Genomic DNA, 20,019 nt, shown 5'->3' with positions numbered 1-20,019 from the left:
CTCTTATGCTACTTTTTGTTGTGATGATTTTACTTGTATATCTTTAACGATTTTTTGTTTTCTTGTCATGATTAGTAAAATTGTTGAAATAACTGCTCCAACTAAGGCTGCTCCAAACCAAATACTTGCTGCTAATAGAGCTGGTTTTCCTTGAAGTAAAGCTAATGAGAAAATCCCAGCACCTGGAACATTTAAACCAATATTAAAGTAAGCAACAATCGCTCCTGTTACTGCTGAACCAGCTATTAATGAAGGAATCACTCGGAGTGGATCGTTAATCATAAATGGAATCGCACCTTCAGTTATTCCAGCTAATCCTAGTAACCAAGTTTGTTTACCAATTTCTTTTTCTTGTTCAGAAAATAAATGTTTACCAATTATCGTTGCTCCAGTGACAGAGAATGCAGAAACCATTTTGACAGATGCAAATGCTGCATAAGGTACAATATTTCCACTCGCCATTGCACCAATACAGAATGTGTAAGCAGCTTTGTTTACTGGGCCACCAAGGTCAAATGAAACCATAGCTCCCAAAATTGCTCCAAGAATAATCGCATTTGTACCGCTCATTCCATTTAGCCAATCAATTAATCCTTCGTTTAAGAAAGCTAATGGCTTACCAATTACAAATAGCATTATTGAGCCAACCACTAATGTTCCTACTACAGGATAAAACCAGAAACTAACAAAGCCCGCGAAGGTCCCTTTAGGTTTGACTTTTACTTTTAAATACTTTAAGAAATAACCAGCTAGTAATCCTCCTAGCATACCTCCTAAAAATCCACTTCCTATTAAATTAGCCGCGACCCCTGCTGCAAAACCTGGCCCTAATGCTGGTTTATCCGCAATTGAGTACGCCATGTACGCTGATAAAATTGGTATCATGATCTGTCCTAATAAAGAACCACCTAATTGACGTAATAGCCATAACCATGATCCTTCAGCCGCATATACATCTTGAAGACCAAATGCTTGAGCAATAAAGACTGCAGCTGCTAATGTCATACCACCCGCTACAATGACAGGGATAATATGAGAGATTCCTGTTAAAAGAGAATCCTTGATTTCTGTTTTTATAGATTTGTTTTCTACTTCATGATGTTGCTCTTCTCTTTCGGCCATTTCAGATTTAGGCGCATTTCCCACTTTTTGGAGAGCCTGTTCTAAAATTCCTTTTGCGTTTCGAATTGGTGCAACTACAGATGTTTTAACTTTTGGAAGATGCTTGAATCGCTCTTCATCTTTTATCGCAACATCCACCGCAAATACAATCGCATCAGCCTTTCTAATCAACTCAAACGTATGACGGTCTTCAATTCCATTTGCGCCTTGTTTTTCAACGAATACATTAATGCCTAATTCATTTCCCGCTTTCACAAGTGCTTCTGCTGCCATATATGTATGTGCAATGCCAGCTGGACAAGCTGTAATAGCTAATACTGTTTTATCACCATTTGGAGAGACTTTCAGATTAGTAGGTTGTAAAGGTGCATCAAGAAGATCAAATAGTTCTTTATTTGTTCTTGCATGAAGTAAATTATTTTTATACTCTTCATCTGATAATCTTGTAACCAATTCAGCTAATAAAGTAAGATGTGTAGTGCCTTCCTCTTCTTTTGGAATCGCTAACAAAATAACTAATTCAACTTGATTACTTGGATCAATACTTTCCCAATTATTCATTGGTTTCTCAAGTGTAACAACCGCAAACGAAGACTCTTTAACAGATGAAGATTTGCCATGTGGAATTGCTAGACCACCTTCAAATCCAGTAGGTGATAGTTCTTCTCTTTCCATCACCGCATTGTAAAACTCTTCTTCAGAATGGATTTTCTCTTCTGTTGCCAACTTTTTAACTAAATATTCTATGATTTCTTCTTTCGATGAAAATGACATTTTTGTACTGATTAAAGCTTCTGAAGTTAACTTTTTTAACTGCATTCTTGTAACCCCTTTCATTAGTTAATGGACTACTTTGGATTCATCATAGCAAAAAAAAAATAAGAAGCCGGAAACTTCTTATTTTTACACAGTTTTTAGTAAATTTTTATTTTTAGTGTGTATTTATACACATCATTTTAATGTTTTCCAGTAATACTCTGATAATGATCTAATAACGAACAATAAAGGTGTTTTATCCGTTACATTGTATTCATTCATTTTTTTACTAGGAGAATAGCAATACAAGTTCACATCTGCTATTTGTTGTAAAGGATTTTTACTAAAATGAGTAAGTGATATTAACTTTATTCCCTTAAACTTTGCTAATTCCGCAACATCTAATACTTGGGCTGTTTCTCCAGATAATGAAATTAAAAAAAGTAAATTATTCTCATTAGAATCAAATTTAGAAAGCTCATATAAGACATCGTGTCGGTGAATATAATACTCAGCTTGTTTACCGACAACTTTCAGATTTTTTATTATCATTTCACAAAATGGTGCAGTATCCCCTACACCAAAGAAAAGGACCCTACGTGCTTCTTGAATCAATTTTGTCGTAAGTTCTAGTGTATTTTGATCAATTAGTCCAATTGTTTTATGAATGTTGTATGTAAGACCATCTTCCTCTGTAAAATTATCTTGCTGAATTATTTCCTCTTTTAAACAATTCTTCATCTGAGAATATCCATCAAAACCTAATTTTTTAGATAATCTCGTAATCGTATTCGGAACCGTAAATAACCTTGCAGCTAAATACTGTATTGAAAAGCCAACAACTTCCTCTTTGTTATTAATGATGAACTCGACTATTTGATCATCCGTATCGTTTAGCTTATATTCATATTTTTGAATCCTTTCTTGGAATTGTAACATTAACATACACCTACTTTTATGTACTGGAATTATTTATGCAAAAAAGAGAACAACTCTAACATTGTTCTCTTTTTCTATTGTTCTTTCCTTTTTATTTTTTCCTTAACAATAAAATAATGTACTCTAAGTCGTTTAAATCATATAAAGGCTCAATATAAGCTGTTTGATTTAGACCTAAATTATCAATTTTAACTTCTTTTACTTTACCTATTTCAATACCAGGTAAATAGATTCCACCTAAACCAGAGGTAACAATAATTTCGCCGGCCTTTAATTTATCATTTACATTGAAAAGAGTCATTTTTAAATAGCCAGTTTTCTCATCTGATCCTTTAATTAGACCTTGTAATTGATGATTATTTTTTGGTTGGACTGAAATATAAGAGTAATATTTCACTGCACTTAATAATTCTACTTTTGAACTATTCTCTGAGACTTCTATTACTTTACCTACCAAGCCTTGAGAGGTCATTACATTAGTATTTATTTTCACACCATTTTTAGAACCCTTATTTATTTCAACAAAGCTGTTCCAAGTATCAAAATCTCTTTTTGTGACGACCGCTACATCAGTTTTGTATTTTTGACTTTCTTTATCTAGTCTTTCTTTTAGCATTTTTAATTCTTTATTTCCGATAGTAAATTCAGTTATATTTGCTTTTAAAGATGTTTCATTACTCATCTTTTTATTTAAGTAATTATTCTCTTTTTTTAATTTAATTAAATCATTGATATTGTTAATGTAATTTTCGAATGTCTTGCTTTTTGAGAATAGATAACCACCTGTAATAAGAATAACGATTAAAACCGTAATAATAATTATTTTTTTCATCGGTTAATCCTTTTCATACTTGTTTTTATTATGAAGCAATGCAATTTCAATTTAAGAATAACATGAAAAATATCCCAAATAAGTAGGGTAATATGGCAATTTTGTGATTGAACAATTTTAATAGAATCTGCTATTATGCTTCCCAATTGTTCCCAAAAATTAAGAATTAAAAATTAAAAAGTCAACTGCCGACAGTTGACTTTTATTGCTGTAAGTTATATAAATTATATTTCAAATCAAACTCTTGAATTTTCAAAAACCCATAAATAATTATTTTGCATTAGCATCAGGTTGATGAATTCCAAAAATATTACCTTCAGTGTCAATGAAGTATCCTTGCCATGCCATTCCAGGCAGTGCATATTTAGGCATTGCTACTTTGCCACCATTTTCAACAATTTTAGCTTCCGTAACGTCGTAATTTTCTACTCCCATGGTACATGCATATCCATTTAAAGGTTGGTTTGCTTCAGGAGGAGCACTTTGGCGCTGCATTAAGGCACCATTAATTCCCATTTCGTCCTCATTGCCTGTCACTGCACCAAAGTATGGCATTCCTGCATATTCACTCCAATCTTGAAACGTCCAAGCAAATACCTCTCCATAAAACTTCTTTGCACGTTCCATGTTATCAACATGAATTTCGAAATGAACTAATCTTCCCATAGTTTCCTCCTATGTTTTACAAGAATTTTCCTTAACTCATCTAGTATGTACACTATAGTTGCTATTTATTATTATATTGGATATGGAAAAAAATTCAATTTCCAAAGAAATATTTCTTTTATCAATTGTTCGACATCATTCTAGATTACTTAGTTTTACCGTTAATAGTCTAGCAATCACTTATATACTAGTATTTGATATTTTATATAATCAATTTTTCAACCGTAGGAAGGTCAGCAGGAGCCCATTCAAGTTCTTTTAACTCAGAAATTGCTTTCCATTCGATCTTCGCATGTTCATTAGCTACTGGCATACCGCTTATAATCTTGGCTTCGTAAGTTATCAAATTTACAATTATATTTGGATACTCATGAATGACGTCTTCAACTAAATCAGCTATAGATATTTCGCAGCCTAATTCTTCTTGTATTTCACGAACCAGCGCCTCTTCATGCCTCTCATTCTTTTCGATTTTTCCACCAGGAAATTCCCAGCAATTTGGCATGCTCATTTCTGGTGAACGTAAGGCGCATAGTATTTGGTTTTGATCGTTTTGTATGACAGCTCCAACGACTTTAATTTGTTTTTTCATTGATTCCTAGTTCCTTTTAATTTAATTATTACTTTATTATTTACACCGTCATTATACTATTTGCCACTTTTATCTAAAATACAAATTGCTTTTTCAATTTTAGCTAACGTCTTACCCATTCCAAAATCGATTACTTTTGTGTGTGGTTGAGTGGATTTTCTTTTATTTTTTCGTTTTAATCCCATAATGCTCCTCCTTTATTATCTATTTTATTTTAACAAAGAAGGAACAAAAATTTTTTCAAAAGTAAGAAGAATATGGGAACTCTTAATAACATCCCGTTTTCATCAGTGTAAGACTTCTTTTCATCCCTTTCAGTTAAGTTAAGACACTATAAGAAAACTAAAATATTCACGTATAGTTCATTTTTGTTTAAATAAAGTCGTATGTTTTTCTGCTAACATTAAATATATCTAGAGTTAGGTTTGCAGAAAGATCATATTTAATAAAGGAAGATGCCAATGAAAACACTCTCAGGATTTCAAAAATTATTCTTTTTAATTTGGATCCCTTGTATAATAATTGGAAACATTTTTTTGATTAAAGAAGATGGCTTTACTATTTCTATTTGATATCAAATTATCCTCTCGTTATCTACTTTGATATTTAGTTATGCTAATTGGAAAGATAGAAATCTCACAAGATTTTTAATTAATGTTAGTGTATGTTTAACTATTTCAACTTCAATATTGATTTATTACATATAGACTGATACTAAATTTCTATTATCCTACATACTCCATTTCTTCTATATAAAAACGCAATCCCCATAACTGGATTGCGTCTTTAAAGTATTATGAACCTGTCGATCGATAATGCCTCACTCCAATTTGCCAAACTAATAAACAAGGTATAATAAAAATAATCCCGGCTACCGGCGATAACATATATAAATACGCTTTTCCCTCCGTTTTATCTAAAATGTACATTAAAGGCAAGTAATTGACACATCCAAAAGGTATAACAAATGTAAAAAATTTAGTTACCCATTTCTGATAAATATTTAATGGATATTGTGCCATCTCTCTTCCGCCATCTGTAAAAATATTAACCACTTCGAGACCTTGAATTGTCCAAAAACACATCGTTGCAGCAAGGGTAAAGATTCCGGTAAAAATAAAGACCCCGCTAATGATCATCAAAATAATGGTTACTACTTTCATACTGCTCCATTCGATGGAGAGATTATTTAATGCCCAAATCAAAACACTTAAACTCTGAAGCAATCTACCAATTCTAGTAAACTCGAATTTGGAGCCCATAACTTGAACAATTGTACTTCTTGGACGAACAAGTACACGATCAAAGCTACCGCTGGCTACTAGACTAGAGAAAGAGTCAAATCCACGAGCGAAACATTCGCTTAAAGCAAAAGCCATATGAATAATAGCAAAACAAAGCGCAACCTCGTAGAAAGTCCATCCTTTAATTTGTCCAAACCGTTCAAATAAAAAATAAAGACCCGCAAACATTGAAAACGGGATTAGAAACTGGCCAATAGTTAAAAGCAAAAAAGAAGTGCGGTATTCCATTTGTGATTTAAAGAGAATAAGTAGATATTTAAAATATAGTCCCATGTGTCAACCTCCTTGGACCACGACTCTTCGTAAGGCTTTATTAAAAGCGATTCTTCCTAGCCAAACAAGTAAACCTAACCAAATAATTTGTATTACGATACCAATCAAAGCCTGATTTTGAGGAATATTCCCTGAGTAAACCCTAAACGGAAAATCTGCTGTCCATCGAAACGGAAGGAAATAAGCAACGGTCTGAAGCCAATTCGGCATTAGTGGAATTGGAATTGTTAATCCAGAGAAAAATTCCCCAATAACCCCAAACAGTAGTAAAGAGCCGATAGGTGACATTGTCACAAATACTGAAATATAAATGAACATTGAAATCGAAACTAGTAGAAGTAAACCAAAAATAAGGGCAAGCAAAAATAACACAAAGGTTAAGACACTTGGTGGTAACGTCATTTTATAAGGTTGAGGTAAAAGAAATGCAACAAGTAGGATTGGGAAACACCTTAGAATTGCACTCGACAAGCGTTGAGCTAAAAGTTTTGAATACCAAAATCCGTATATTTCGCATGGTCTACAAAGCTCATATGCGATATTCCCAGTTGTAATTAGATCGAAAAGCTCATTATCACGAAACCACAGCATGATGAAAGCTAAAAAGGATTGTTGTAACCATAAGTATGTAATGATTTCTTTTAAAGAAAGTGGTTGAGAATGTACTGTTTGACTATAAAAAGCTTCAAAGATCATGATGTACATAAATCCCCAGAAAAACTGTGTTGCTACCCCCGCCAATGCTGCTGAACGATATTGCATTCCATTCATTAATCGGAGTTTTAGTACAGATACATATGGCTTCATATTTGAAACTCCTTATATAAATCTACGATAATTTCTTCAATTGGTTGTGCCTCAATCGTCACATCAAGTAGATCAACCTTACTGGATAAACTGGAAATCACATCAGATATTTTAACTTGTTCAATATCTAAACTTAAAATTGCCCGTTCAGGAGACCATGAAATCATTGTCGTTCCAGGAATTTTAAATGGATTTTGGTCCTCCTTATAATCTACCGTAATCGTTTTATGAGTCCCATAATGTTTTCGTAATTCAGTCAAGTTACCATCGAATAATAGACTTCCTTTACCAATTAAAATAACCCGATCAGCTAAAGCTTCAATATCATTCATATCATGTGTTGTAAGGATAACGGTAACGCCCTTTTCTTTATTGATTGTTTTAATGAACTCACGTACGGCAATTTTTGAAACGGCATCAAGCCCAATTGTGGGTTCATCCAAAAATAAAATTTTAGGACTATGTAGCAAAGATGCTGCGATTTCACAACGCATCCTTTGTCCTAAGCTTAATTGTCGTACAGGTGAGTGAATAAGACTTTTTAAATCGAGTGTTTCAACAAGTAGGTCAAGATTATCTTGATATTCATTTTGAGGAATTTTATAAATATCACGAAGAAGCTCAAACGAGTCTATAACGGGAACATCCCACCACAATTGAGAACGTTGCCCAAAAACAACACCAATATGTTTAACATAGGAAGCTCTTTCCTTCCAAGGAGTGTATCCCATTATGCTACATGTCCCTCGATCTGGAACCAATATTCCGCTCATGATTTTTATCGTCGTTGACTTCCCTGCGCCATTCGGACCAATATACCCTACGATTTCCCCCGGCTCAATTGAGAAAGAAATATCATTCAACGCCTCGACAATCGAATGCTCTCGATAAAAAAGCCCCTTCACTGCCTGTTTCAAACCAGATGTACGTTTCGCAACCTTGAAGGATTTACTTAAACCATCTACTGTAATCATTTTTTTCGCCTCCTAACTTTTTGACTGGAAGAAAAATACTATCATCATAATATCGGCACGTCAATATTTTTTTAGTATATTCTGTATTTTTCAAAAAAAGTAAAATCGATAATTATCGCAACTAAAAAAGAATGAAATCAATTAATCTCATCCTTTTTTAGTAAATCACTTATACATCAAATACTTTTTTCGAACCTTCTTAAATTCATCTAGTTCCTTCTGGTATTTATTCATGATCTCTGTGACAGAAGCTCCTTCAAGAATCATTGGTCTGATCCAGTCGTTTCCGATTAATTTATCAAAGAAGTTGTTTGATAGAAATTCGAAGTCATTCGGGTACATGTCATGAATTGTTTTAATGATATGAAGTCCTGTTGAGACCGCTTCTAATTTTTCACGATCAGTGACATAGATTTCAACACCATGGCTCAGTATTCCCGCATGTTTCGAGAATGTTGGTATAAAGGATGCCGCTCTGAATTTGACACCCGGAAGTTTTAGTGCGTTCAATTTTGATACAAGGTCTGTTCCATTTATATAAGGTGCACCGATTATTTCAAATGGCTTGGTAGTTCCTCGTCCTTCTGACAGGTTTGTTCCTTCAATTAGCCCAGTAGCTGGATAAATAAATGTAGTTGAAACTGTAGGCATATTAGGTGATGGTAAAACAAAAGGTAGTCCTGTTTCGTCGTAATCCATGGAACGTTTCCAGCCTTTCATTTTGACGACTTTTAAATCTGCTCCAATTTTATATTCTTTATTGAAGAAAGTAGCGAGTTCTCCTACTGTCATTCCATGCTTTGTTGGTATTGGGTACAATCCAATAAAGGATAAGGAGTCAGGTTCAAGAATAGGACCGTCAACTGAAAGTCCGCCTTGTGGATTTGGACGATCAAGTACTACAATTGGAATGTTGTTTTCTTTTGCCGCTTCCATTGCATAGGCCATTGTGTAGATATATGTGTAGTGGCGTGTACCCACGTCCTGTATATCAAAGAGAAGTACATCTACATTTTTAAGCATATCAGGTGTTGGTTTTTTTGTTTGTCCATTGAGGCTGTAAACAGGAAGTCCTGTTTTATCGTCAATATACGATTCCACATAGCTTCCGGCTTGAGCATCACCACGAACTCCATGCTCAGGACCGAATAAAGCTGTTAGTTCAATATTTGGATCCTCGTACAACAAATCGACAATGCTGTTTAGTTTTGAGTCAATACCCGTTGGATTGGTAATTAAGCCAACTTTTTTTCCTATTAAAAGTTCTTTCTGATCAGCTAAAAGGACTTCAATTCCAGGAGTTACTTTATTCTTTTTCTTATTTGCAGAAACATCTTTTTCGACAGGCCATGCACAAAGGACAAGTACTAGAATCATAATGAGCAAAAATACTCGTTTCAATCTCCCCCCTCCTCTACTTATCGGGTTATTTTAGTTGCAATACCTAAACGGATATAGATTTTTGATGAACACAAATTTTTGCTTTTAGCCGTAGCTATCATTCTTCACAATTTCCCTATCTTTTATGACAAATAGGGCTACTACTAAACTAGCAGCCCTACTTTTTCAAATTTTCTAAAATAGCGATAGTTCTCCTGCTGACATGTTAACTTAAATTACTTGAATTCAACAGCCATTTCATCTTTAAATCCGAATAAGTAAGTAAAAATAAAGCCAGCTACATAAGAGATAATAACTCCTGTTAAGTATAATAAAATCTGATTTGTATGAACTAAGAATGATAATGGAAGTCCTGAAACACCAACTGCAATTGTAGCGATATGGAAATGAGCCTGAAATGCTCCTCCAATTCCGGCACCTAAACATGCCGTTAAGAATGGACGTCCTAGTGGGAGCGTTACACCAAAGATTAAAGGCTCACCGATTCCAAGCATTCCTGATGGAAGTCCCCCACCAATTGCACGTTTTAAGCTTTTTTTCTTTGTTTTAAAGTAAATTGCAAACGCTGCTCCGACCTGACCTGCTCCACCCATCGCAAGGATTGGTAGTAATGGGTCATCACCAATGGAGTTAATTAATTCAAGATGAACTGGCGTCAAACCTTGATGAAGACCAGTAACGACTAGTGGAAGAAATGTTGCGCCAAGCACGAATCCAGCTACAACTCCTCCATAATCAAGAACATTCAATAGGCCTTTTGTGATCGCATCGGATACATAACCACCAACAGGCATAAACACAATATAAGTAACAATACCAGTAATTAATAACGCAATAGTTGGTGTAAGAATGATATCAAGAGATTGCGGCACAAATTTTCTTACTTGCCTTTCAACAATCGCGATGAAGATTGCCGCGAAAAGAACTCCAATTAACCCTCCTCGTCCAGGAAGAAGATTATTTCCAAATAAAGAGATATCTCCAACTGCAGGGTTAATGACAAGAATACCCGCCAATGCCCCAAGCGCGGGTGATCCCCCAAATTCCTTTGCTGCATTTATTCCAACTAAGATTCCAAGATAAGCAAATAGACCCGATCCGATAACAGTTAAAATAATAGCTAATTTTGAGTCTGCTGCTAGCCATTCCGCTTGAACAATTGCTTTTGTAATACCAGTTATTAACCCTGAAGCTACAAGGGCAGGAATTAACGGAATAAAAATACTTGCGATTCTACGTAAAAACAATTTAAAAGGTTTTGCATTCTTTCTATCAATCTCTGATTTGTTTTTTGAAGCTACATCATTCAGATCAAAATCATCTGCAGCTGCAAGCAGTTTATCAAACTCTGCTGCAACTTTATTTACAACACCAGGTCCAAGTATGATTTGAATTGTTTCTTCTTCTACAACTCCTAAAACCCCTTCTGTCTTTTTGATCGCCTCTATGTCTACCTTTGTATGATCTTTCGACGCTACGCGTAGTCTTGTCATACAATGAGTGGACGAATTAATATTCTCCACTCCTCCCAAATGCTCTAATAATAATTCGGCAATTAATAAGTATTTGCTAATCCCCTTTGCCATCTTTACATCTCCTTTTAAATTAACAAGTTAATTAGTTTAAAAGATATAATCTAACTCCTGAAATAGATTTGAATTAATTATGACAATAGACAGTGTTACTAGATTGATAGTTTTTCAAATCGTTTATCCTCTCCATTTCTTATCAATTTGCAAGTACATTCATAGGTTATTTACCATAAACAAAATTTCTAATTTTATATTAAAGATATTGAAATTTTATTTTAAATTTTACGCTATTGAACTCGTTTTTATGACAAGGTATTAATAGGAAAAAATATAAAATGGGAGAATGATAATTTGTATGTGGATGAATCGTATTTAGATGCGTAAGCTAATTTCCGATGGAGTAAAACCAAGTATGAATTTATAAAAAAAATAGACGCATCCCATGTTACTGGAATGCGTCTATAAGGTATCACCTATATCTTCCCTATCTTCTTTGAAATTTCTTCCGCTGCTTTTATTACTTCTTCGATCAAGAACGGAATACGTTCCTGAGTAAAACGAAATCCTGGTACATTCACGCTTAAAGCAGCAAGTACTTTGTTGTTGTATCCGGTAATTGGAGCCGCAATAGCCGCCGTATCCTCTGTTTTTTCACTTTGACTTATTGCATAACCATTTTGTCTGATTTCAACGAGTTGCTGTTTTAAAATTGATGTTGAATTAGGTGAAAGATTTAGCTGATCTAGTATTTGTTGAATTTCATACTCTTTCATATAAGCAAGAATGGTTTTATTGGGAGCACCAATATATAGTGGAATTCGGATACCCAAATTTTCAGCAATTCTAATTTTTAAAGGACTGTCAATTTTATCAATAACAATTCCGTCTATACCACTCTCAATATTTAAATAGATACTTTCCTCTACATGGTTCGCCAAACGCTCCATTACTGGTCTTGCAACTAATCTGAAATCCATTTTATCCAATTGACGGAGGCCAAGCTCCATCCATTTATACCCTAACTTGTAATGCTTCGTTTCAGGTATTTGTACAACAAGTCCGTGTTGGATTAAAGCGTTTAGTAATCGGTGAAGCGTACCGAGAGATAGAGATGTTTTTTCCGCTAATTCGGTGATTTGCCAATTACTTTTGGATTCATCCGAATTTAGGATATCGATAATAAGCATAGCTCGGTCAATTGATTGGACCATGATCATAACTCCTATGACTCTTCACTTCTTATCTTGGGGAGTCTGTTCAAAAATCTGGGAATATTCCTCGTAAGGTGGATTCCCGTTCATTACGTACTGGTAGTATACGTATGTTTCTTTAAAGATGCGTTGACTTGAAGATCTCAGCTCTTCTTGTTCACATTTCGAACTTGCAAATGAATAATTGTGAGAGTAATTTTTTACATCTATCATACAAGTTTATCGTCTGTTTTTCCAAAGACTTTTAGATTAATTTACAGCTTTATTGATTCTAATAATGCATTAGACTTATTTTTTCTTATTTTCCGTTTTTTACCACGACTCACATCTAAAGAATCTTCAAGCTTTTTAACACCAAACGTAATAATTAGTACAAGCGCAAGATAATATAAACCTACTACAATATATGTATTCATCTGTTCAAAGTTAGAGGCAGCCTCACTTAGTCCTGCTCCCCATAAATCTTGCATCCCTACATATGCTACAAGTGAAGAATCTTTTAATCCAATGATAAACTGATTACCAAGAGTTGGAATCGCAATTTTAAATGCTTGAGGTAGTACGATTCTTCTCATTGCTAAAGGTTGGGACATCCCAAGAGAACGGGCAGCTTCCAATTGCCCTTTGTCAATTGATTGAATTGAACCACGAAAGATTTCAGCAATATAGGCTCCACTATGCACACCTAATGCTATTGCACCCGCCCAAAACTGCGAAAATGTAATAATACTAGAAAGTCCGAAATATAAAATTGCGATTTGAACGATAAGCGGTGTCCCACGGATGACCGTGATATAGAGATTAGCAATATAATTTAGCGCTTTAATACGTGAGAGTCTGAAAAATGCAAATATAAGACCTATTCCACTTCCCAAAATAGTAGATACGATTGTTAATTTTAATGTTAATAAAGTTGCTACTAAAAATACATGAAATGTATTTAAAAATATATGCATGATGAACCTCACCCCTCATCTTGTCCTAAAAAATCTTAGGCTCTTATTTTACTCTAGTATTCTATTATTATTTTTCTTCAAGAATATTGCGACCAAACCACTTTTTACTAATTTTTTCATAAGTTCCATCTTTAATAATTTCATCTAAAGCCTTATTAATTTTCTTCTCAAGTTCTTTATCATCTTTCCTTACAGCAATTGCTTGATTATCGTGAGTTAGTGGAGTGCCTACATCTTTAATCTTAGCCTTTCCTTCTTTCATTACTCTAAAGCCAACCATTTGATCCGTAATTACCGCATCTAGTCTACCAGTTGGAAGATCCATGATAGCCGTTAGATCACTATCATAATCAACTACATTTTCTTTTCCAGTATATTTAATCGCTAAATCTTTATACGGGCTTGCTTTTACAACGCCAATTTTCTTCCCTTTTAAATCCTCGACAGATTTGATTTTCTGGTTATTATCTGCAACAAAAATCTGAGAACCTGAAATATAATATGGATTACTGAAATCAACCACTTTTAATCGTTCATCAGTGATCGTCATACTCCCCAAAATCGCATCATACTTATTGGATATTAATCCTTGTACAATTGTTTCCCATGGGTTTGTTACTGGTACAGCTTTCATTCCCATCTTATCTGAAAGTGCTTTACCGATTTCAACATCAAATCCAGTAAGCTTGCCATCTTCCTTAAAGTTAAATGGTTTATATAACCCACTCATCGCATAATGAAATTCTTTTGAACTCGCTTGATTACTAGTTTTATCTGCCCCACATGCACTTAGAAACATTGCCCCTGCTATCATTGAAGATAATAAAATACCATGCCAATTCTTTTTCATTACACTTACCTCCATCATTTTTTTATTTTATAAAATACTATTAAGAAATTGTTTTGTTCTTTCATTTTGTGGATTTTCAAAAAACTGTTGAGGTGTACCCTCCTCTAAAATTAGACCTTCCTCCATGAATAAAACTCGATCTGCTACACCTTTAGCAAAACCCATTTCATGAGTGACTACAACCATTGTCATTCCTTCACTTGCTAACTGCTTCATAACTTGAAGAACCTCTCCAACCAGTTCAGGATCTAATGCTGAAGTAGGCTCATCAAACAGCATTACCCTCGGGTTCATCGCAAGTGCACGTGCAATCGCAACCCTTTGTTTTTGTCCTCCTGATAACATTTCTGGATATTCATCAGCCTTATCTGTCAGTCCAACCTTGTCCAACAAAGCAATAGCAATGTCTTTTGCTTCACTTTTTTTCATGCCCCTAACATGAATAGGAGCTTCAATTATATTTTCTAAAACCGTTTTATGCGGAAAGAGATTGAAGTGTTGAAAAACCATACCAACCTCCGACCGAATTTTATTCAAATCTGTTTTGCCGGGTTGAACCAATTCACCTTCAAAATAAATTTCTCCCTTATCATTAATCTCTAAGAAGTTTAAACATCTCAAAAGGGTACTCTTTCCTGATCCACTTGCTCCTAATAAAACAACCACTTCTTTTTCTTTAATCGTTAAATCAATTCCTTTTAATACTTGTAAAGGCCCAAATGATTTACTTACACTTTTGATCTTAATCATATTGTTTCATCCCTCCCACCGAGTAATTAACAACACTTTTTTCCACAATGCGGAAACGATTTCTATTTTATTAACATTATACACAATTCTGACTATTCCGTCATTAAGTAATTTTCTTTCTATTAATTTGAGTTAAAAATGTAGCTAATTAAGTACTACTTTTAGAAGTCAATCTGTCAAATCTTTCCAATCACCCTAATCTAGGCGAATGCATATATTGTTAGCCAATATATGTATCGAAAGGGGGCTATTCTCATGCATGTTGATTTAACTGCCATACATTGGCTTTATGTAGCATTTATAGGTTTAATTATTTTATTTTTAATTCTTAGACGTGACACTAGCCTAGTCTGCCTCGCAGGAATTTTCCTTCTTGGTCTAGTAGCAACTGAGTCACTTTCAAGTTCCGTTAGTATCTTGTTTTCAAGTTTCATATACGCCATAACTGAATTACTTTCTACTATTTTAGTAATCTCGATTATTGTTTCTATGAGTAAAGCTTTAACTGATAGTGGAGTGCATCAGGCACTCATCAGTCCATTTACAAAGGTGATGAGAAACGCCACACTTGCCTATTGGACGATTGGTATTGTTATGATGGTTGTATCTTGGTTTTTCTGGCCGTCTCCTGCAGTAGCTTTAATAGGTGCAGTTTTACTACCAGTTGCTTTAAGAGTTGGGTTACCAACATTAGGTGTAGCAAACGACAACAAAGGAGGCATTTTCCGGAGTGTTTTTCGCTGTATAAAAATCAATCTTCTGCTTTAAACTTTTCTTTTAATTCACTTCCACTTTAAACCCCCATACTATTAAAATTCCCATCATGAATTTTACCAATTTTTTATCTTTAACAAATAAATAACAGCAAAATCTATTCAAGAACATAATTCAACTCTCTAATTTAATTTGCAATAACCCTCTCTCAGTACTTATTAACCATTTTTTCTACAATATTAGCCCAATCTCTCATATTTAAATGAATATTCTTACTATTCACCCAAATCATTCAATAAATTAATCTACTAAACAAAAATAATCCGACATTATTATGCAATTTCACCAACATTAAATAAGGTTTTTAGCCCGCACAATGCTAAATATGTCATTTTTTGTAAAAATATGGTTTGTCATTTTATGCAAAAATACCCCAATTTACTTCGTTAAATAGTGTATGTACGATTTAGATAGTATTTAATTATTCACATTATGATAAGAGTTAAGTCGAACTTTGTGTTTTTTCTTCATTAATTTTTTCTAGCTTTTAAACTATTAATCTCTCACTTCATGGTGTAATTGCAAATACTAAATAAAAGATTATTTTCATATAAGAAGGAGCGGAGTAAATGAAAACTAACAAAATACAAGCATTTAAAGTAATGACAACAGCAGCTTTAACATCAATGATTTTTTCATCATATTCAGTTTTCGCAGAAATCAATGACCCAACATCCCCATCTCAAACAGTTCAAGAAACTGCAGATCAAGATCATTCCCTTTATAAAGATGTTAAAAAAGAAGGTTTTGAGAAAGTATATAAACCAACTGATAAAGTTCGTTTTATTGTAGAAGTTGAACAACCATCATCTACTGACGATTCACCTAAAATCAAAAAATCATTATTTAAAGAAAAGCAAGATAAAGTTATTGAGGAAATCACAAAGAAGGATAAGTCTAAATCAAATTCACCTGAAGTTAAGCAAAGATTTTTTGAAGGTTTTAATGGATTTAGTGTAGAAACTGAGTATCAAAATTTGAAGGAAATCGAGTCTACTCCTGGTGTACTTCATGTTAATGTTGCAAGGATGTTCCATGAAACAATGGCAGCAAGTAAAGAATTAGTGCAAGCTCAAAAGGTTTGGAATCAATATGGTTATCAAGGAGAAGGATTACTTGTAGCAATTGTTGACTCAGGGATTGACTATACTCATAAGGATATGACACTGACTGAAAAGGGAAAACAGAAAGAGAAATTAACTCCAAGTGGAATTAAAAGTAAATTAGACGCTACTGCAGTTAATGATGTTTGGTATACGGACAAAGTTCCAACGGGTTATGACTGGGCTGACCATGATACAGATGTCATTCCTCGAGGAGACGGTAGTCCTCATGGCACCCACGTTGCAGGTACAGTTGGCGCAAATGGAGACGAAACAATTGGTGGAGTTCAAGGTATTGCACCTGGTACTCAGTTGTTGGCAGAGAAAGTATTTTCAGATAAAGCTTCTGGAGCTTATGAAGATGATATTATTGCAGGTATTGAACATGCAGTTACAATGGGTGCAGATGTAATTAATATGAGTTTGGGAACTGATGCAGGCTATGTAAGTGAAGAAGATGATCCAGTCCAAAAAGCAATCCGGGTTGCGACAGAACAAGGGACTCTTGTTGTTGTGGCTGGAGGTAATTCAGCATACAGTACAAAAAATAATATACTTCAATCTTCTCAAAATCCATATGCAGAAAATCCTGATATTGGAACAGTTGGTGCACCAGGTGTAAGTCCATATGCTTTATCAGTTGCGTCCTATGAAAACACTAAGATGCATTTAAATACATTAGCAGACGCAAGTGGTTTAAAGCTTCCTTTTCAAGATCAAACAATGTTCGCACCACATGTTAATTTTAAGCTATCTAAAAATTTAGTACCGGGTCAAGAATATGAAATGGTCTATGTAGGTGAAGGCGGTAGCCTATCTGATTTTAATGGTAAAAACGTCGAAGGAAAAATAGTAGTAGTAAAATTATTAAATCAATATAATTCCTATTCGTTTGCTCAATTTAACGCAGCGCGATATAAAGCAAAAGCAGTTATCATTATACCTCCAAATAGTATGTCTGATTATCCTTATTTAAGATTGAGCGAATTTTCAATACCAGCTGCTACAACTGGTAAGGTCCCTGGACAACAATTAATCGATAAATTAACAAGTGGCCAAATTGTAAAGATGAAATTGGCAGGCGATACTTGGGTGGATAATCCAACAAAGGATAATATGTCATATTTTTCGTCATTTGGCTCCACAACCACATTAGATTTTAAACCTGAGATTTCTGCTCCTGGTGGAAACATTTATTCAACGGTCCCAGGAAATGATTATGAAGTTATGAGTGGTACTTCAATGGCAACTCCTCATGTTGCTGGGGGTTCAGCATTATTATTACAAGCTCTTTATGAAAAAGGATTGCCACATTCAGAAAATACAGTTTTAAAATCAAAACTTGCATTAATGAATACAGCTAGTGTAGCTATGGATCCAAGAACAAATGGAGAAGTTCCATATTCGCCACGTGTACAAGGTTCTGGTTTAATGCAAATTCAAAATGCGATTAATACCCCAGTCATTGTCACTAATAGAAACACTCCTTTAGAACAAGCTGGTGCGGTAGCTTTAAAGGAAATAGGTCAAAATACTAGCTTTAAATTAAATGTAGAGGCATTTGATGCTCCTAAAGGAAAAAATAATAGTGATGATATTGAATACAATGTTTATGTAGATTTACTAAAAGATAAGACTGAAACGAAGGAATTTGATTTAGACACTGATGGTACTATGGATTCAAAAGACTATCTAACTATGACAAGTGAACGTATTAATGGTGCTACTGTGACTGTAAATGATAATAAAGTAACAGATCAAGATGGCACATTACTTAAAATCAAACCTGGTCAAACAAAAATGTTAACGGTTAATATTAATTTACCTGAGTCATTAAAGAAAAATAGTTTTGTAGAAGGATTTGTCCGATTAGTTCCAACAGATAAATCTAAAGATAAAGCTGTACCAATTTCTATGCCTTATATGGGATTCTATGGAAATTGGGATGAACCAAAAAATATCGACCCTCCAGCATGGGAAAAGGATGCATTTTTAGGCTATACAGCACTATGGGATGGTACATCAGAACGTTATCCAAAAGGATATGATTCGACAAAAGGAACTTTTGATTTAAGCAAAATTGCAATTTCCCCAAACTATCATTTAGATGGAATCTATTCTTCGTTTACTGTTTTACGTAATTTGCAAAAAGCTGAGATGTTTATCGAAGATCAGACTGGAAATATGGTTAACTATTTAGGTGACTTCAGTGAATATACAGCTACAGGTACTCCATGGAAATTCAGAAAAAATATCATGTCTTATGGGGACTTTTATTACAATGAACTCTATAGTTGGGATATGACAGATGAGTCTGGACAAGTTGTACCTGATGGAAATTATAAATATGTTATTAAAACGACTCTAGACTATCCAGGTGCAAAACCACAAGAAGTGAAAATGCCTGTAAAAGTGGATTCGACGCTTCCTAAAGTTACAGACATTAAAGTAACGCCAAAAGATGGAAAATACGAAATTTCTTGGAAAGGCACAGATAATGAAAATGGAAGTGGATATTGTGCTTCTATGGTTTGGGTTAACGGAAATTACTATACACCAGGAGCAGCAACATCAATGATAATAAATGTAGAACCGAAAAGTATTGTTGTGATCGGAGCAGACAATGCATTTAATCACTCTTACACTGTTTGGGGAGACCAAAGTCCAAAATACATGAGTGAATGGATGGTTCTTTCAAACGGTAGTGTATATCCGTCTACCAATTTAAACAAGAACAGACAAGCAAGTGTTGATTATTATGCTCAAAACAGAGTAGATTGGACGTTCTATGTTAAGGATACAAATGGAAAAGTAGTTGATACTTTTGAACTTAAAAATCAAAAAGAAGTGCATACAAAGTGGATACCAAAACCAGATCTTCCAAATGGTACGTACTATATCTCAGCTGATGTAGTTGCAAAGGATGGATTTAAAGTATCATCAACACCTACAAAAGTAACGGTTCTTCAATAAACATAATTTAAATCAACTAGTTAAATTAAAAAAGCTATCTATCCTATTTATTTTAGGAACTAGATAGCTTTTTTACTTTGATTCACTTAATCTAACAAATATTTTATTTCAAGGTGCAAAACATTTTATAACTTAATTTAATTCAAAAGCAATCTCCCCTACTTCATAAGTTATTTATAGAAACATCAATGTTTTCGAATTTAC

General features: G+C 34.1%; 16 protein-coding genes and 1 pseudogene. 2 read left to right on the top strand and 15 right to left on the bottom strand.

What is annotated here, in order from left to right; genetic code table 11:
- Window positions 1–3: 3 nt before the first annotated feature.
- The 15 genes from mngA to CN946_RS08460 form a co-directional block, all read right to left on the bottom strand.
- A complete protein-coding gene (gene mngA / locus CN946_RS08525) occupies window positions 4–1,941 on the bottom strand; it encodes a PTS 2-O-a-mannosyl-D-glycerate transporter subunit IIABC (RefSeq protein WP_098860751.1) in 1,938 nt (645 codons plus the stop codon).
- 132 nt (window positions 1,942–2,073) lie between these two features.
- On the bottom strand, window positions 2,074–2,817 hold the full coding sequence (locus CN946_RS08520; RefSeq protein WP_176547263.1) for a MurR/RpiR family transcriptional regulator: 744 nt from the start codon (window positions 2,815–2,817) through the stop codon (window positions 2,074–2,076).
- A gap of 91 nt (window positions 2,818–2,908) precedes the next feature.
- Window positions 2,909–3,649 (bottom strand): rod shape-determining protein MreC, encoded by a 741-nt coding sequence (gene mreC / locus CN946_RS08515; protein WP_098860749.1) that lies wholly within the window; start codon window positions 3,647–3,649, stop codon window positions 2,909–2,911.
- A gap of 270 nt (window positions 3,650–3,919) precedes the next feature.
- A complete protein-coding gene (locus CN946_RS08510; protein ID WP_098860748.1) occupies window positions 3,920–4,315 on the bottom strand; it encodes a VOC family protein in 396 nt (131 codons plus the stop codon).
- A gap of 202 nt (window positions 4,316–4,517) precedes the next feature.
- Window positions 4,518–4,907, bottom strand: a complete 390-nt coding sequence (locus CN946_RS08505) for a (deoxy)nucleoside triphosphate pyrophosphohydrolase (protein ID WP_098860747.1) — start codon at window positions 4,905–4,907, stop codon at window positions 4,518–4,520.
- A gap of 56 nt (window positions 4,908–4,963) precedes the next feature.
- Window positions 4,964–5,092, bottom strand: a complete 129-nt coding sequence (locus CN946_RS23790; RefSeq protein WP_286133880.1) for a hypothetical protein — start codon at window positions 5,090–5,092, stop codon at window positions 4,964–4,966.
- A 609-nt stretch (window positions 5,093–5,701) separates the two neighbouring features.
- Window positions 5,702–6,484, bottom strand: coding sequence for an ABC transporter permease (locus tag CN946_RS08500; RefSeq protein WP_098860746.1), 783 nt, complete (start codon window positions 6,482–6,484; stop codon window positions 5,702–5,704).
- Window positions 6,485–6,487: 3 nt separating this feature from the next.
- Window positions 6,488–7,291 carry an ABC transporter permease gene (locus tag CN946_RS08495; RefSeq protein WP_098860745.1) on the bottom strand — a complete coding sequence of 268 codons (804 nt, stop codon included), beginning with the start codon at window positions 7,289–7,291 and terminating at the stop codon, window positions 6,488–6,490.
- The gene (locus CN946_RS08490; protein ID WP_098860744.1) at window positions 7,288–8,265 is read right to left on the bottom strand and encodes an ABC transporter ATP-binding protein; all 978 of its coding nucleotides are present in this window, start codon (window positions 8,263–8,265) and stop codon (window positions 7,288–7,290) included. Before CN946_RS08490 ends, CN946_RS08495 begins: the two co-directional genes overlap by 4 nt.
- Before the next feature lie 165 nt (window positions 8,266–8,430).
- Window positions 8,431–9,642 (bottom strand): exo-beta-N-acetylmuramidase NamZ family protein, encoded by a 1,212-nt coding sequence (locus tag CN946_RS08485; RefSeq protein WP_098860877.1) that lies wholly within the window; start codon window positions 9,640–9,642, stop codon window positions 8,431–8,433.
- A 239-nt stretch (window positions 9,643–9,881) separates the two neighbouring features.
- Window positions 9,882–11,252 carry a PTS transporter subunit EIIC gene (locus CN946_RS08480; RefSeq protein ID WP_098860743.1) on the bottom strand — a complete coding sequence of 457 codons (1,371 nt, stop codon included), beginning with the start codon at window positions 11,250–11,252 and terminating at the stop codon, window positions 9,882–9,884.
- Window positions 11,253–11,671: 419 nt separating this feature from the next.
- Window positions 11,672–12,409, bottom strand: coding sequence for an IclR family transcriptional regulator (locus CN946_RS08475; RefSeq protein ID WP_098860742.1), 738 nt, complete (start codon window positions 12,407–12,409; stop codon window positions 11,672–11,674).
- Between the two features lie 254 nt (window positions 12,410–12,663).
- Window positions 12,664–13,365, bottom strand: coding sequence for an amino acid ABC transporter permease (locus CN946_RS08470; protein ID WP_098860741.1), 702 nt, complete (start codon window positions 13,363–13,365; stop codon window positions 12,664–12,666).
- 67 nt (window positions 13,366–13,432) lie between these two features.
- Window positions 13,433–14,215 carry an ABC transporter substrate-binding protein gene (locus CN946_RS08465; RefSeq protein WP_098860740.1) on the bottom strand — a complete coding sequence of 261 codons (783 nt, stop codon included), beginning with the start codon at window positions 14,213–14,215 and terminating at the stop codon, window positions 13,433–13,435.
- A 27-nt stretch (window positions 14,216–14,242) separates the two neighbouring features.
- On the bottom strand, window positions 14,243–14,965 hold the full coding sequence (locus tag CN946_RS08460; protein ID WP_098426718.1) for an amino acid ABC transporter ATP-binding protein: 723 nt from the start codon (window positions 14,963–14,965) through the stop codon (window positions 14,243–14,245).
- A gap of 255 nt (window positions 14,966–15,220) precedes the next feature.
- Between CN946_RS08460 and CN946_RS08455 the strand changes: the two are divergent.
- A pseudogene (locus tag CN946_RS08455) lies at window positions 15,221–15,667 on the top strand (hypothetical protein); the annotation flags it as partial.
- A gap of 641 nt (window positions 15,668–16,308) precedes the next feature.
- On the top strand, window positions 16,309–19,815 hold the full coding sequence (locus tag CN946_RS08450) for a S8 family serine peptidase (RefSeq protein ID WP_098860739.1): 3,507 nt from the start codon (window positions 16,309–16,311) through the stop codon (window positions 19,813–19,815).
- The last annotated feature ends 204 nt before the right edge of the window (window positions 19,816–20,019 follow it).

The organism is Bacillus sp. AFS053548 (assembly GCF_002575105.1).
Taxonomy (GTDB): domain Bacteria; phylum Bacillota; class Bacilli; order Bacillales; family Bacillaceae_G; genus Gottfriedia.
This window is presented reverse-complemented; position numbering and strand designations above follow the sequence as displayed.